Raw genomic sequence first — 16367 nt, 5'->3', positions numbered from 1 at the left:
ATATTATTTTTGTTGTCTTTTCTCTTTATTTTTTTATTTTCAAATTTTTCAAAAAAATTATTTATAAAAGTTTTAAAATAAGAATAGGAGATAATAGATTTCTTCTATTTTTTTTGTTACAATATAGGTAGAAACTAGTTTTTTTGAAGGAGCAAATTTATGGAAAATAAAATTTTAATAGTTGAAGATGAATACAAATTAAGAAGAATTATGAAAGATTTTCTTCTAAAAGAAAATTATAAAGTTATTGAGGCAAGTGATGGAGAAGAAGCTTGTGATCTGTTTTTCTCTGAAAAACCAAATCTAATAGTTTTAGATGTTATGTTGCCAAAATTAGATGGATTTGAAGTTCTTAAAGAAATAAGAGAATTTGATAAAACTATCCCTGTTATTATGCTCACTGCTCGTGCAAATGAAGAGGATATTTTAAAGGGATATGATCTAAATGTCGACGAATATATTATAAAGCCTGTAAGTTTAAAAATATTAGTTGCTAAAATAAAAGCTTTTTTAAGAAATAAAAATGGTCTTGAAACTATTGAGTTTGGAGAGCTAAAAATAAATCAAGGAAGTATGGAAGTTACAATGAACGATGAAACTCTTGATCTATCATCAAAAGAGTTTGAGCTTCTTATGCTACTTATTAAAAATAGAGGTCAAGTTTTATCTAGAGATAAAATTATAACATCTCTTTGGGGATACGACTACGAAGGAGATTTAAGAGCTGTTGATTCTCAAATAAAAAGACTTAGAAAAAAATTAAATAGTAAGTACATTGTTACTGTTAGAGGAGCTGGTTATAAAATTGAGGAGGAATAATTAATGAAAATCAAAAATAAAATTCTTTTATTAGTTTCTTCAGTTATAACAGTTATTCTAATAGGAATTTTAGGATTTAACCATTTTACTTTTGAAAAATACTATCTTAGTGTTAAGAAAAAAAATCTTTTAACTGTGGCAGAAAAATTAAAAAATCCAAATATCTATATTGATTTTGCTAAGGTAGAGGAAGAAAATAATATAAAAATATTTCTTACAAAACATGAATTTTTAGATGAATCAAACTTCCCTCTTAACAAAACAGAAATCAATGATATTTTAACAAAAAAAAGTGTTATTTATAAAATTACCAACGAAGAGTATTCTCCAGATAGAAAACTTCTTCTTGTTACAAAATATGATAAAGAACTTCTTTTAGTTATGGTTGCCTCTCTTACTTCTGTTATTGAACCTGTTGAGGCAATAAATAGAATCTATATAAGAATTATTTTGATAGCTCTAGCTTTTGGGTATCTTTTATCGCTAATATTATCTAGAATATTAAGTGAGCCAATTATTTCAATGGGAAATACAGCTAAAAAAGTTGCTGATATGGATTTCTCTGAAAAATTTAATTTTTCATCAAACGATGAGATTGGTGAGCTTGGTAGAAATCTTAATATAATGGAGATGAATCTAAAAAGAAACTTCGATATTTTAAAAAAAGATATTGAGCTTGAAAAAGAAAACGACAAAATGAGAAAAGAGTTTATCTCAAATATAAGTCATGAGCTAAAAACTCCTATTGCGATAATTAACAATTATGCAGAGGGATTAAAAGAGGGAATTGCTGATGATGAAGAATCTCGTAATTTTTATCTTGATACTATTTTGGAAGAAACGGCAAATATGAATGATTTTGTTAATTCCTTATTGTTTTTATCACGTTCTGAGAGAAATTTTTTAGAATTTAATTTAGTTAACTTTGATATTCGTGAAATTATAAAAAGCGAAATAAAAAGATTAAACAAAATCTATCCGGAGAAAAAGTTTAGATTAATTTTTAAAGGACATCGTTTCTTTGGTGATGTGGATCAATTTTCTATGATAATAAAAAACTTTTTGGATAATGCTTGTAAATATTCAGAAGATGATAATATTGAAATCACTACTAGTGATAACTATTTTGCTATAAAAAATCGTTCTTCTATCCCAGAAGAAAATTTAAAAAATTTATGGATTCCATTTTATAGAGCTGATACAGCTCGTGAAAGAAAAAATGGAACAGGTTTAGGGCTTGCTATTGTAAAAGATCTACTTGAAAAACAAAAATTTGTTTTTGGTACTTATAAAGAGAAAGAGTATATTATTTTTTGGCTTAAAGGAGGAGATAAATGAAAAATTTAATATTTAGTTTTTTAATAGCTTTTTCAACTATCTCTTTAGCTGAAGAAGTCGCTTCTCAAAAAGAGGTAGATGTTTACAAAACTAAAAAAATTTTATCTGAACTTCCACAAGATAAAATAAAAGCTCTTATCAATGTTAAAAAAAATATATTAAATGATGAGATTAATTTTAGAAATCGTTTTATTGAACTTCGTTCTCTCTCAAACATAGCTTTAAAAGAAAATAATGAAAATAAATATAAAACTCTTATGGAAGAGATTGGTCTTTTAAAAGATGAGATGGAATTTATAAGGTTTTATAGACTTCAAGAGATAGAAAATATCCTTGGAACTGAAATTCCATATTTTTATAACGATGAAACTATGTTTGATTATCTAAATTTAATATAATAAATAAAAATCCAAGAAACTAAGCTTAGTAACTTGGATTTTTTATTTCTATATTATTTTAAAAATTTATCATAGTATTTTGCAAGCCCACCAGTAGATGTTTCTTTATAAGAAGAACACATATCACAACCAGTTTCTTTCATTGTTACAACTACTTGGTCAAAACTTATTGTATGAGCTCCATCTGTTGAAAGTGCATAATCAGCTGTATTTAAAGATCTTACTGCCACAATAGCATTTCTTTCTATACAAGGGATTTGAACATACCCTCCAACAGGGTCACAAGTCATTCCAAGATGATGTTCCATTCCCATTTCAGCTGCGTATTCGATTTGCTCTGTTGTTCCACCTAAAATATAAACTGCCATTCCAGCTGCCATCGAACAAGCAGAACCAATCTCAGCTTGACAACCTCCCTCTGCTCCAGAGATTGTTGCATTTTCTTTTATAAGATTTCCTATAAGTCCAGCTATTGCTAAAGCTCTTAAAGATGTTGTTTCATCTAACTCCCACTCTTCAATTAAAGCTCTTAAAAGTCCTGGAATTACTCCTGCTGAACCACAAGTTGGAGCTGTAACTATTGTTCCTGCACTACTATTTTCTTCAGAAACTGCTAGTGCATAAGCAAATATTTTTTTAGTTAAAACTAAATAATTTCTTCTTTTGTCGATTTTATCATAAATCTCTTTTGCTCTTCTTGGGTATCTTAATTTTCCAGGAAGAACTCCATCTTTTTTTATTCCTCTATCAACAGCTTGATTCATTGCATCAAGAATTGTTTTTAAATAATCCCAAATCTCTTTTCCTTCACAAAACTCAACATATTCCCAAAGCTCTTTATTATTTTCTTTACACCAAGCCATAATGTCGTCCATTTTTTTTAGGTTATAACATTCTCCAGCTCCACTTCTTTTGTCTGTTAATTCTTTTATAGTTCCTCCACCAACAGAGAAAACTAACCAATCTTTTATAACATTTTCATTCTCATCAAGAGCCATAAATTTCATTCCATTAGTATGATATTCATGAACAAATTCAGGCATCCAAACTATCTCTGTATATTTTGGTTTTAAAGTTTCTTCTATTATCCAGTCTGTTAAATGTCCTTTTCCAGTAGCTGCCAAACTTCCATAAAGTTCAACTTTATAAGAAAATGCCTCAGGTGTTTCACTTTTAAATTTTTTAGCTGCTCTCTCTGGTCCCATTGTGTGAGAACTTGATGGTCCACAACCAATTTTAAATAATTCTCTTAAACTATCCATTAGTTAACACCTCTTATCTCATTTACAGTTTTTATTTTATAATTTTTAAATATTACTGAACCTAAAAATCCTGCTAAAATTCCTGACCCAGCACACATTAAAGCAACTTTTGTAACTGTGATTGCATCATTGAAACCGTACATTACCATTAAACCTGCTATTGGTGTAGCTGTTCCTGTTGCATTATTTACAAGACCAAATAAAGATACTACAACTCCTGCTAAAGCTCCACCGATAAAGTTAGTTATATAAACTGGAATTGGGTTTGCTGAAATTATATCCGCTTGTGTTAATGGCTCAATCGCAACTGCTATTGTTGTTTTTCTATCTCCAAATCCCATTCTGTGGAAGAAAACTCCATTCATAAAAGATGATCCCATTACAGATAAAGCTCCTATTGCCATAGGCACTCCAGTTAATCCCATCATAGCTGTAAGAGCCATTGATGATAAAGGTGCTGTTGCTACAACTGTGATTACTCCTCCTAAAATAATTCCCATTAAAATAGGACTTGAGTGAGATGCACTTTCTAAAATTCTTCCTATATTTAAAAGAGTAGAGTTAACTATTGGGTTTGATATTGATGCTATAAGTCTTGCAAGTGGTGCGATAAAACAAATTACAACTATTAAATCTAAACCTTGAGGTATTTTCTCTTCTAATTTTGGAATTAAGAAAGATAAAATATATCCTGCTAAAAATCCTGGTAATATTCCAAATCCTGAAACAGAAACTCCAATTAAAACTGCATAAGTTGGATTAACTCCTAAAGCTATTGGTACAAGAATCGCTGCGGCAGTTCCTCCTAAACCTCCAGCTGCTTTTCCAACTTCTCCTAAAAATGGTATCCCAAAAAGATCTCCACCAACATATAATTGAAAAGCCTCAACTAAAAAACTAGCTGTCGCTGCTCCTGCTAAAGCTCCCATTGCTTTCATTCCCTTTGGCATTTTCATACTAAAGAATGAAAATCCTCCTAAAACTAAAAATAATAATACTACTCCTTTAATTACGTCCATTTCTTTTTCTCCTTATTTTTTTCTATTTGTTCAATAAAAATTAACATAGTGTATTATCTATTGACAAAACTTTATTTTTTCACATACGTGAAAAAGTATACCATGAATTTCATTTTCTTGCAACAACTTTTTTATTAAAATGAATTTTTTTATTTTATTTTTTATTTTTTTAGTATTATTTTTAATATATTTACTATTTTTAAGATATAATTTCTGAAATATTTTTCATTATTTTGAATTTAGTATTTTTTATATTTTTTCAGTATTATGAATTTTAAAATATACCTGTTATTCTTAAATTTACATTAATCTTTTTTTGTGATATAATTTTATAGATATTTGACGGGAGGGAATAATCTATGAATTTGGGGGAGAAAATAAAAAATATTAGAAAAAGCAAAGAGTATACTTTAAAAGATTTGTCAGATATGACTGGACTTTCTTTAGGATTTCTTAGCAATGTAGAAAGAGATCTAAACAGTCCATCTATCAGTAATCTTCAACAAATCTGCCAAGCTTTAGGAATAAATTTAATGGAAATTTTAAGTGAAGAACAAGAAGAAAAACCTGTAACTCGTACTAAAGAAAGGGAAGAAATATTTAACAACAACAAAACTTCTTTAAAAGTTGAACGTCTTTTAAGTGGTAAAGAGAGCCTTAACGGAATTGCAATCACCATTGATGAAAAAGGAGCTTTTCATGATCTTTCTTGGGGACATGGTTATGATGAAATCGGTGTAGTTATAAAAGGCGAGCTTGAAATAGAACTTGACAAAACTCTATACCATCTTTATGAGGGAGATTCTATTTTTATAAAAGAAAATACTCCTCATAGATATAGAAATCCTCAAGATTGTCAATCTGTAGTTTACTGGTTCTCTAGTAAAAAATAATAAAAAATCCAAGTTTCTGAAATTTCAGTCACTTGGATTTTATTTTTATAAACTTTTTTTAAATTCATAAGTTTTAAAGATTTTTTTACAAGTTTTTGAAAAATCTTCAAAATTTAAAGTTTGGTCACCATCTGATAAAGCACAACAAGGATTTTCGTGAACTTCTATCATACAACCACTAGCCCCTGCCATAATGCCTGAAAGAGTTATTGGCTCAACAAGAGTTCTTATTCCTGTTCCGTGACTTGCATCAATAAGTATTGGAAAATGACAAATCTCTTTTATCATAGCAATAGCATTTATATCTATTGTATTTCTTGTCATTCTCTCAAAAGTTCTGATACCTCTTTCACAAAGAATTATATTTTTATTTCCATAGGCAATCAAATATTCAACAGCCATTAAAAATTCTGTTATAGTAGCACTCATACCTCTTTTTAAAAAAATAGGTTTATCGGCTTTTCCCAAATCTTTTAATAAAGAAAAGTTTTGCATATTTCTTGTTCCAACTTGTAAAATATCAGCGTACTTACATACTTTATCTATATTTTTTCCGTCCATTATCTCTGTACAAAGAAGTAAACCATATTTATCACAAGCCTCTCTCAAATAAATAAGTCCCTCTTCTTCAAGACCTTGGAAATCATAAGGAGAAGTTCTTGGTTTAAAAGCCCCACCTCTTAGGATTTTTCCGCCATTTTCTTTTACTTCTTTGGCGATTTTCATTACCATTTCTCTATTTTCAACAGAGCAAGGTCCAGCAATAAGAATAAAATCATCTCCACCTATCTCAACATCTTTTATTTTTATAATTGTATCTGATTTTTTAAATTCACGACTAGAAAATTTATAAGGAACACTTATCTCCATTATTTTATCTATCCCTTGTGAAACTTCTTTGTCATCTTCCAAAAGCTCCACCAGATTTTTTTTATTATTTCCTAATATCCCTACTTTTCTTATCTCTTCATCAAAAATATCTAAAGTTCCTAGCCCACAACTCTCGATTATTTTTTTAGCCTTTTCAACTACCTCATTTGTAATATTTTTCTTAAACTTAATATACATTTTTTTCCTCTTTCTATTTTTAATCTCCACAATATTATATAACTTTTTCTAAAAAATCACAAAATTTTTTCACAATATTTTTTTAAAATACAATTTTCGCAAAGTTTTTTAGGTGTATACTCTACTTCAAAATCATTGTTTACTATTTTTTTAGCAACAATATCAAAATTTTTAATTGTATTTTCTATCTCATCTTCATTAATAGATACCTCAATTATTTTATTCTCTCTTTTTTCTGTTATATAAAAAAGTTTAACTTTTTTTATCTTTCTTTGATATTTTTCACTTAAAAGCATTGCATAAATTCTAAGTTGAGATTTATACTCCTCTATATTTTTTCCTAATTTTCCTGTCTTAAAATCTATTATCTCAAGCTCACCATTTTTTTCAATAACTAAGTCAGCTATCCCCTCAATTATATATTCATCTCTTATAAATGAAACTTTTATCTCACAATCTTTTATATTTTGATAAATCTCTTTATAATTTTTAAAATAGTCAACTATACTCTCAAAACCATACTCAATATAATCTTCATTAGGGATTATATCTATTTTTTTCAAAAGATTTTTATAATTTTTATTATAAATCTCTCTTATATTTTCTATGTCTATAGGATTTTTATCCTTTAATTTTTTATTTATATCTTCCAAAGTTTCGTGAATTAAAGTTCCTACAAACTCTCCAAAATTATTTTCTCTTGAAAATTCATATTTTCTAAAAAATTTATAAAGAATAGGGCATCTTTCAAAAAGTGCCACATGAGAAGTAAAAGAAATTATTTTTTTTACTTTTGATTCTTCCACATCATCAAAACTCAAATCTTTATAATTAAACTCTTCACTTTTTATATCTTTTAAATCTTTATATACCTTTTTAAAAATAGGTGTTGGAACATAGTTATTCTCTACACAAGCCAGTGCTAAAAGATTTTTTGCCCTTGAAAAACCTGTATAAAAAAGTCTAAAGAAATCAAACTCCTCTCTTCGATCTTTAGGTTCATATTCTTGGGAAATTTCAAGTTCTAACTGTCTTTCAGTTGTATTTTTTATTTCAACTCCCTTGTTCAAAGAGCCTATAACCACAAAAGGAAACTCTAAACCTTTTGATTGATGAATTGTCAAAAATGATACAGCTCCACTTGGAGATATATCTTTACTTTCATATTCGTTTATATTGTGCATTTGTAAAAAATTAAAGTGATTTTCAAAAAAATAATCTATAGTTTTTTTATAATTTTTACTATTTAATCTTTTTACTTTACAAAGAGTATCAAATTTTAAAAGCAAACTAGAAAAAATCCCTAGATTATATGTTTTTCTATTTTTTAAAATATGATTTTCTGAAATATCTATATATTTTCTAAAACTTTCAAAATTAAAAAGCTCATAAAAAATTGTTAGCATATTTCCAAGTTCTACTTCTTCATTTCCCCCTAATATTTTTTGAATATTTTCTCTTTTTTCTACTATATAATCTCTTATTTCTAAATCTTCCCTTATCTCTTTTTTGGCAAACTCATAACACTCATTGTAATAATCATATTTTTGATAATTTTTATCTTGATGAAATATACAAAGAAAAATCCCCAGAACAAACCTTATTTCATCACGTTCAAAGAATTTTCCAGAACGCGGAGAATAAATATCTATCCCTTTTTCCTCCAAATATTCTGCTAGATATTTTGCTTTCTTATCTTTTAAACTTTTAAATAAAAAAGCGATTTGATTAAAATCCTTTATTTTTTGAGTACTTTTTAGATATGATAAAAATCTATAGATTTTCTCCTGCCATTTTTTATCAGACCCTTGATAGGATATTTTTACAACTCCCAATGAATTATTATCATCAACTCTACCAGAAATCATATTTTTATCATAACGCCAACCATTCCATTCAATAGTTTTTAGCCAATCATTACAAAACCTAACTATATCTTCATTGGAGCGGTAATTTATATTTAATTCTATTTTTTTACACTGTCCTTCAGAAAAATTTTTCTGAAAATCTAAAATATTTTTTACAGTGGCTCCCCTAAAACGATAAAGTCCTTGGTCGTCATCTCCCACTACACAGATATTTTTTCTATCTCCTGCTAGTAAGAAAAAAATCTTTTCTTGGATAGAGTTTGTATCTTGATACTCATCTATCATTATATATTTTATTTTTTCTTGGTATTTTTTTAAAATATTTTTGTTAGTGGCTAAGATATTATAACATTCAAGCTGAAGATTTGAAAAATCCACACCGTTTTCTTCATACAAAAGCTCTAAATATTTTTTATTTAATTCTTTCAAAAAAAGTATATCTATATTATCTGTTTCAAAAATTTTTGTATTAGAGATTTTTTCCTCATTTATTCTATCTATCCATTTTTGTAAACGTCCAGCTTTTTGCCAACTATTTCCGCCTTCCATTTTCATCATAAAATCTTTATAACCATCTATTTTTTCAAAATGTTTTAGCTTTGAATAGATAAAAAATCTTTGCTCCAAATCATCAAAAATTCTATAATTTTTCTCCAAAAAAGAATATTCTAAATTCTCGTCTATTATTCTATGACAAAGAGAGTGAATTGTCCCAATATACATCTGACTAATATCAAGACTATTTTTTATTTTTTTAGAAATTCTACTTATAAGCTCATTAGAAGCTTTTTCTGTAAAAGTAGAAAGAAAAATATTTTCTGGCAAAACTCCCTTTTGATTTAGAATATATGCTGTTCTTTCTATTATAGTTTTTGTTTTTCCAGAACCGGGACCTGCAAGGATTAAAAGAGGTCCGTCTATCTGTTTTACTGCCTCTAATTGTCTTTCGTTTAAATTTTCCATACAAAGTCCCTCCAAACTTTTAAATATTTTTTTCTTTTAAGAAAAATCTATAATATATGTATGTACAAAGTGGAATAAGCCAAATATATGTAGCATAAGGAATAAATTTTACACCTGTTATTCCAAACATTGTACAAGGAATATAACAAGCTATATTCCAAGGGGTGATACTCGGTAAAACTATAGCACTATTTTCTATATCCTTTGCCAAATCTATTCTTTTTATTTTTTTCTCATCATAGATATTTTCTATAATCTGTTCTGTCATTACAACAGCGATTGTTTGATTTGCTCCTACCATTCCAGCCACAATACTTACGATTACTGTATTTCTAAAAAGTTCTGCTCTTGTTTTTACATCTATTATTTTTTGTTTTATGAAATTTAAAATATTTAATTCTTCAAAAATCCCAACTAAAGCACAGGAGATAAAAACCAATGATGTGGCATTAAGCATTGAGGCTACTCCACCACCTTTTATAATTTTTTCAAGAGCAGTTCCATCGAATTTATAAAATCCTTTAATCAAATAATTAATAATATCTATAAATTTTTCCTGTTGAACAAATATAGCGACCACTGATGCAATAAAAATACTAACTCCCATAGATATTTTTATATTTATCCTAAAAATTGAAAAAATAATTATAGAGATAACAGGTATAAATATAAATCTTATATCTAAATTATAATTTTCTAAAATAAGATTTGTAAGATTACTTTCACTTGTATTTAAAATATAATTTTTTGACAAGAAAAAATAAAATACAGCTGTCAAAAGATATGGAACTATCATTGACTTTATCATATTTTTTAGATTTGAATAAATATCAACTTCTGTAAGACTTGCCACTAAATTAGCACTTGAAGAAAGAGGGGACCATCTATCACCAAAATATATTCCACAGATTATACTTGCTCCTACAATATCCAAATCAATATTTCCACTTCTTGCTATTGCCATCAATGATACTCCGATTGTACTAGCAGAGCCAAATGAACTTCCTAAGAAAAATGCCACAAGACTACTTATTAAAAAAGAAAACAAAATAAATATTTTTGGATTTATAAATTTTATTCCATAATATATTATCCCGGGAATTGTCCCAGAGGCTATCCAACTTGAAGTCAAAGCTCCCACAAAAACAAATACAAATATAACTATTTTAGATTTTTGACTATATTTTATTGAAGTTTCTAAAAGCTCTCCAAAAGTTTTTTTCCGAGATAAAGCAATCAAAAAAGAGATAGCATAAACTCCTAAAACTCCAGCTCCCAATAAAAATTTTGTATTTGCCACATAGATTATTACAACTAAAACTAACATTAAAAATATTGATTTCTTCATAATTTTTCCCCACTAAATTTTTAAGAATAAACACCAAATCGGTATAGAAACCATAGAAAGTGCCGAGCTAACTAAGATACATTTTGTGGCAAACTCAACATCTCCATTATATTTTCCAGCAAGTATAGCTGTTGTACTTGCTGCTGGCATTCCTGTTATTAAAACTTGCACCCCAATTAAAATTTTATCAAATCCAAAGAAACTTCCCACTAAAAATACTATCAATGGAAGAATTAAAAGTCTCATTGTAGTATAAAACATAACTGTTTTTGTTAGGAAATTTTTAAGCTCTTTTATCTCTCCAAGAATTAATCCTATTAAAATCATTGAAACAGGAGTTGTAGTATTTCCCACACTTCTTATTGTTCTTCCTAAAAATTCTGGAAGAGGGATTTGGAAAATCATAATAATAAGCCCTATATAAACACTTACTAAACAAGGGTGAGTGAGAATTTTTTTTAACAACTCTTTTTTAGTATCAGCCTTTGTAAAATAAGCAAGTCCCGCTGACCACAGCAAAGCTCTTTGAGAAATTAAAGAGATTGAGGCATACATTGCCCCTTCCATTCCAAAAACTCCCTCTACAACTGCCATTCCCATAAAACCAGCATTAGAGATTACAGTTGCATATCTTAAAACTTTTTGCCTTTCCACAGGTTGATTTTTATATAAGAAAAAATTTAGACCTATTGCAAAAAATTGTATCCCAAAAGCCAATAAAAATATTTTTATAAAATTTATCAATACATCTATCTGAAGTTCTGCTCTAAAAGAGTTTATAATATTGCACGGCAAAATTATATTTATTAAAAAATCTGTCAAAACTCCGTTGGCATTATCTGGCAGTATCTTTTTTCTTTTTGCAAAAACTCCCATCATTATAAGTAAAAACAACATTCCTTGCAAAGTCATAACTTTTTGAAATCCCATAATCTTTCCCCTTTAAAATAATATTTCAATAATATTTTACTACAATAAAAGAATTAAAACAATTAAAAGTTTATTCTAATAAAATTTTAAAAACTTTTATTTTGTTTCGTTCCATCTTTTTGACTTTTTATAAAAAAAATGTTAAAATACCAATGAAAAATATTTTAGTTTATTAAAGCTCTCAGAATTTTGAGAGCTTTTCTTCTGATTTTATAAGGTTGTGATTTTATGGACGATAAACAAAAATTAAATGAAAAATTAAGAAAAGAACCAATAGGAAGACTCATTGTTAAACTTTCTACACCAGCTATTATAGCTCAAATCGTAAATGTACTTTATAATATTATAGATAGAATTTTTCTTGGACATTTAGAAAATATTGGAACTTTAGCACTTACTGGAATTGGAGTTACTTTTCCATTGATTGTGGGAATTTCATCTTTTAGTGCTTTTTCTGGTTATGCAGGAGCTCCTTTATCATCTATTGAGCTTGGAAGAAAAGATTTTAAAAAGGCTGAAAAAATACTTGGTAATAGTGTTTTTCTAACTCTTTTTTTCTCATTCACTATTCCTGTTATAATATATATTTTTCGAGAAAAACTTTTATTAAACTTTGGAGCAAGTGAAACTATTATGCCTTACTCTTTAGATTATCTTAATATTTATCTTTTTGGTACAGTGTTTGTTCTTTTAGCTCTTGGACTTAATCCTTTTATTTCTGGACAAGGTTTTGCAAAAGAGGCAATGCTTTCTATTTTGATTGGAGCTATTTTAAATATTATTCTTGATTATGTTTTTATTTTCAAATTTTTTATGGGAATTAAGGGAGCTGCTATTGCTACAGTTATTTCTCAAGCTATAAGTGCTTGTTGGATAGTTTATTTTTTAACCTCAAACAAATCTTTTTTGAAAATAAGATTAAAAAATTTAATTCCTGATAAAAAAATAATAAAAAGTATTCTATTTCTTGGAACTTCATCTTTCACTATGCAAATAACAGAAAGTATGCTCGGAGTTACTCTAAATAAAAATTTACAAATTTATGGAGGAGATCTGTATGTTGGAGCTATGGCAATCAGCCAAAGTATCATGCAACTTATCTCTATTCCAATAAGAGGATTTACATATGGCTCTCAACCAATTATCAGTTACAACTATGGAGCAAAAAATAAACCTAGAGTTTTAAAAGCTACAAAAATAATTGTTGGATACTCTACATCTATTTTATTTTTAGTTACTCTATTTATTATGAAGTTCCCAATTTTAGTTTCATCTATATTTACACAGGATATGGCTTTACTTAATCTTTTAGATAAAACGCTTCCTATATTTATTGGAGGAATGTTAATCTTTGGAGTTCAATCAAGTGGACAACCTGTATTTTTAGGAATTGGACTTGCAAAAACTTCTATTTTTCTTGCTCTATTTAGAAAAATATTACTTCTTATCCCTCTTGCAATAATCTTACCAAAATATATTGGGGTAATGGGAGTATTTTATGCAGAGCTTATCTCTGATGTTCTCTCTGCTTGTGCAACTATATTTATTTTCTTATTTGTTTTCAGAAAAATTTTAGATAAAAATATAAAAAATTAGGGGTGATTTTTTTCACCCCTTACTTTAATTATAAAATTTATTTTTCTAAATCTTTTAAAGAAATAAGCCCATAAGCTCCCTCTGTTTCTCTCACTGCTCTATTGATAGCTTTTGCCATTACATAGGCTCCTAAAGTTCCAACAGTATCTACATTAGTTTCAACTTCTCCTGTTACCAATACAAAAATTGTATCTCCATCTAAAGATGTATGAACTGGACATATTGCTCTTGCAAATCCATTATGTGTCATTCCTGCTATCTTAGTAGCTTGAGCTTTTGTAAAATTTCCATTTGTTACAAGGCAAGCTATTGTTGTATTTCCTGTAAATTTTCCACCAATTTTTTCAAAATCTTCCCAAATTTCCTCTCTTGTACTTAATATTTTAGTTTTTTCCTCATTTAAAATTCCTGCAAGAGGTTTATTATTTTCTATATCTATTACATCTCCAACAGCATTGACAGCCACTATTGCTCCAACTTTTAAATCTCCAACTTGGACTGCATATGTTCCCAAACCTGATTTCATAGCTCTTTCCATTCCTCTGTATTTTCCAACAGATGCTCCTGTTCCTGCTCCAAAATTTCCCTCACATACAATATTTTTTTCACTATTTTGTGATGCCAAGTATCCCATCTCTTTATCAGGACGGATTTTTGAATCTCCCACAGCTAAATCAAAAAGTGATGCTCCACAAACTATTGGTACAGTTATGTCTCCTACTTTAAATCCTATTTCTTTTTCTTCAAGATATTTCATTACCCCAGCTGTTGCTTCAAGCCCAAAAGCACTTCCTCCAGATAAACATATTCCATGAACTCTATCAACTGTATTTATTGGATTTAAAAGTTCTGTCTCATGAGATGCTGGACCTCCTCCTCTTACATCTACTCCAGCTACTCCACCTTTTTCACAAATTATAACAGTACAACCTGTCCCAGTTATTTTATTTTCAGAATTTCCTATTTTTATTCCTTCTATATCAGTTATTTTTATCTCTTTCATCTAATCTCTCCTAATCATTTTGTGACTTTTTTCTATTATAGCCCTTATTTATATTTTTTGCCATTAATTTTTACAAAATAAAAAATGCCGAAAAGAATTAAATCCTTCCGACATTTTACTAAAACTGTTGTTAATATATTTATTATCTAGCTTCCATATCTTTTACTGTTGAGTAAGTTAGACCTTTTACTTTAGCTGGATCTTCTTTTCCAGTTACTAAAGATGCTAGTAGAGAGAATACTACGCTTCCTCCGATTATTAAAACAGATATCATAAACTCAAATACTTGAGGTCTTACATAATTAGGAATTACTGCAGCGGCCATTCCCATTGGGTTAGTTAAATAAAGAGCGATTAATATAGATGCTATAAATCCAACCCAAACAGCTTTTGTATTAACTTTATCAAAGAAGATTCCTACTAAGAATACTCCTGCTATTGGTCCTCCTAAAAGTCCTGTTATAGCTTGGAAGTATAAGAACATATCTCCCTGACCTGCGTATAAGAAATGTACTGCAAGTATTGTACTTGTGATTCCAACTACCCAGCTTACACCTTTAGCAAAAGTTAATTTTTGAGCGTCTGTCATATCTGGTCTTAAATGTTCTAAAACGTCTGCTGTCATACAAGTTGATACAGAGTTTAAAGATGAAGAAACTGTTGATTGTGCAGCAGCAAATATAGCAGCAAGAACTAATCCAGAAACCCCAGTTGGTATATATTTAATTACGAAATATGGTAATATTGCGTTTCCGTTGATTCCTTCAGGTAATTTTGAATTATATTTGAAGAAAATATATAGAGCTGAACCCATTCCAACAAAGATAAATATACTTGTTAATAATAGTGGAATATTCATAAATAAACTTTTCTTAGCTTCAGTTTCATTTTTAGTTGTATTGTATCTTTGAACGATATCTTGGCTTCCTACATAAGAGTAGATTGAGTTTACAAATCCTCCTATTAACATTGTCCATAAACTGATTTTTGCAAAATCAAGTGATAAGAAGTCAGAGTTTAATACTAATCCTCCATCATGTAAAGCTTGGAATCCTTGTCCAATTCCTTCTGGTGCAGAAGTAAATCCAACTATTATAATTAACATAGCTCCAAATAATAAAACTATAGTTTGAATTGCGTCAGACCATAAAACAGCTTCAATTCCACCCATTGATGTATAAGCAACACAGAATACTGCTACTCCAACTGTTAAGATAACAGGATTAAGTGATGGTAAAGCTTGTTGTAAAGCAAGAGTTGGAAGATATAATACTATCGCCATTCTAACAACGTGGAATAAAATAAATGCTAAACTTCCTATTAATCTAAATTTGTTATCAAATCTTTTTCCTAAATACTCATAAGCAGTAGTTACATTAACTCTTCTGAAGAAAGGAACAAATATAACAGCAGCTACCCAAACGATAGGAATAATTCCTAAAGGTGCCATTCCAAGTAACCAACCTTTACTAAATACAGATGCTGGTATAGCTATAAAAGAAATTGAAGAAAGTGCTGTTGCATATATACTACAAGCTGTTACCCAAGATGGAACTCTTCCACCAGCTTTAAAATAATCTTCTGTTGAAGTAGTTCTTTTTGAGAAATAAACTCCAACCATAAACATTCCAAAGAAATAAAGTACAATAACAGCCCAGTTGACCCAATGCCAATTCATTAAATTAAACCTCCTAAAAATCTAAAAAATATTTTGTGTTTTTCTGTTCTCGAGAACATTATTTTTTCTGTATCATAATTTATTTTTCAGATTTTGTCAATATTTTTTTTCTAAACACTTGTACTTTTTTAGGAATAACAGTTTAAAAAATACTTGCTATCCCTAATAATAACGCGTTCATAAC

Annotated in this window: 13 protein-coding genes; 5 read left to right on the top strand and 8 right to left on the bottom strand. The window is 28.5% G+C overall.

Features of this window, described 5'->3' with window-relative positions:
* The first annotated feature begins 159 nt into the window (after positions 1–159).
* The 3 genes from I6E15_RS03290 to I6E15_RS03280 are packed head-to-tail and all read left to right on the top strand — an operon-like array spanning position 160 to position 2555.
* Entirely contained in the window at positions 160–819 is a 660-nt protein-coding gene (locus I6E15_RS03290) for a response regulator transcription factor (RefSeq protein ID WP_177161485.1), read from the top strand.
* 3 nt (positions 820–822) lie between these two features.
* Positions 823–2157, top strand: a complete 1335-nt coding sequence (locus I6E15_RS03285; RefSeq protein WP_177161486.1) for a sensor histidine kinase — start codon at positions 823–825, stop codon at positions 2155–2157.
* Positions 2154–2555, top strand: coding sequence for a hypothetical protein (locus I6E15_RS03280; protein ID WP_235244221.1), 402 nt, complete (start codon positions 2154–2156; stop codon positions 2553–2555). The genes I6E15_RS03285 and I6E15_RS03280 overlap by 4 nt, the downstream gene beginning before the upstream one ends.
* A gap of 53 nt (positions 2556–2608) precedes the next feature.
* Here I6E15_RS03280 and I6E15_RS03275 read toward each other — a convergent pair whose 3' ends face one another.
* Together I6E15_RS03275 and I6E15_RS03270 are read right to left on the bottom strand one after the other, a co-directional pair.
* Complete coding sequence (locus tag I6E15_RS03275; RefSeq protein ID WP_235244218.1) at positions 2609–3817, bottom strand: L-serine ammonia-lyase, iron-sulfur-dependent, subunit alpha; 1209 nt, start codon at positions 3815–3817, stop codon at positions 2609–2611.
* Positions 3817–4836 (bottom strand): PTS sugar transporter subunit IIC, encoded by a 1020-nt coding sequence (locus tag I6E15_RS03270; RefSeq protein ID WP_177160250.1) that lies wholly within the window; start codon positions 4834–4836, stop codon positions 3817–3819. The genes I6E15_RS03275 and I6E15_RS03270 overlap by 1 nt, the downstream gene beginning before the upstream one ends.
* Positions 4837–5195: 359 nt before the next feature.
* On the opposite strand from I6E15_RS03270, the gene I6E15_RS03265 reads away from it, so the two are divergent.
* Complete coding sequence (locus I6E15_RS03265) at positions 5196–5729, top strand: helix-turn-helix domain-containing protein (RefSeq protein WP_177160249.1); 534 nt, start codon at positions 5196–5198, stop codon at positions 5727–5729.
* 45 nt (positions 5730–5774) lie between these two features.
* Here the strand turns inward: I6E15_RS03265 and aroF are convergent, their stop codons facing one another.
* Genes aroF through I6E15_RS03245 form a run of 4 tightly spaced genes read right to left on the bottom strand, consistent with a single transcriptional unit; the run spans position 5775 to position 11906 of the window.
* Positions 5775–6797 (bottom strand): 3-deoxy-7-phosphoheptulonate synthase, encoded by a 1023-nt coding sequence (gene aroF / locus I6E15_RS03260; RefSeq protein ID WP_235244216.1) that lies wholly within the window; start codon positions 6795–6797, stop codon positions 5775–5777.
* A gap of 56 nt (positions 6798–6853) precedes the next feature.
* The gene (locus I6E15_RS03255; RefSeq protein WP_235244214.1) at positions 6854–9628 is read right to left on the bottom strand and encodes an ATP-dependent DNA helicase; all 2775 of its coding nucleotides are present in this window, start codon (positions 9626–9628) and stop codon (positions 6854–6856) included.
* 19 nt (positions 9629–9647) lie between these two features.
* Entirely contained in the window at positions 9648–10976 is a 1329-nt protein-coding gene (locus tag I6E15_RS03250; RefSeq protein WP_235244213.1) for a Na+/H+ antiporter NhaC family protein, read from the bottom strand.
* Positions 10977–10988: 12 nt separating this feature from the next.
* Positions 10989–11906, bottom strand: coding sequence for an AEC family transporter (locus I6E15_RS03245; protein WP_235244212.1), 918 nt, complete (start codon positions 11904–11906; stop codon positions 10989–10991).
* Between the two features lie 228 nt (positions 11907–12134).
* On the opposite strand from I6E15_RS03245, the gene I6E15_RS03240 reads away from it, so the two are divergent.
* Positions 12135–13502, top strand: a complete 1368-nt coding sequence (locus tag I6E15_RS03240; RefSeq protein WP_235244211.1) for an MATE family efflux transporter — start codon at positions 12135–12137, stop codon at positions 13500–13502.
* 37 nt (positions 13503–13539) lie between these two features.
* On the opposite strand, the gene I6E15_RS03235 is transcribed toward I6E15_RS03240, so the two are convergent.
* Together I6E15_RS03235 and I6E15_RS03230 are read right to left on the bottom strand one after the other, a co-directional pair.
* A complete protein-coding gene (locus I6E15_RS03235; RefSeq protein ID WP_235244210.1) occupies positions 13540–14505 on the bottom strand; it encodes a P1 family peptidase in 966 nt (321 codons plus the stop codon).
* Between the two features lie 142 nt (positions 14506–14647).
* Entirely contained in the window at positions 14648–16183 is a 1536-nt protein-coding gene (locus tag I6E15_RS03230) for a sodium:solute symporter (RefSeq protein WP_177160243.1), read from the bottom strand.
* Positions 16184–16367: the final 184 nt, after the last annotated feature.

The organism is Fusobacterium perfoetens (assembly GCF_021531475.1).
Classification (GTDB): domain Bacteria; phylum Fusobacteriota; class Fusobacteriia; order Fusobacteriales; family Fusobacteriaceae; genus Fusobacterium_B.
The sequence above is the reverse complement of the archived record's forward strand: the minus strand, read 5'-3'. Positions and strand labels throughout refer to the sequence as shown.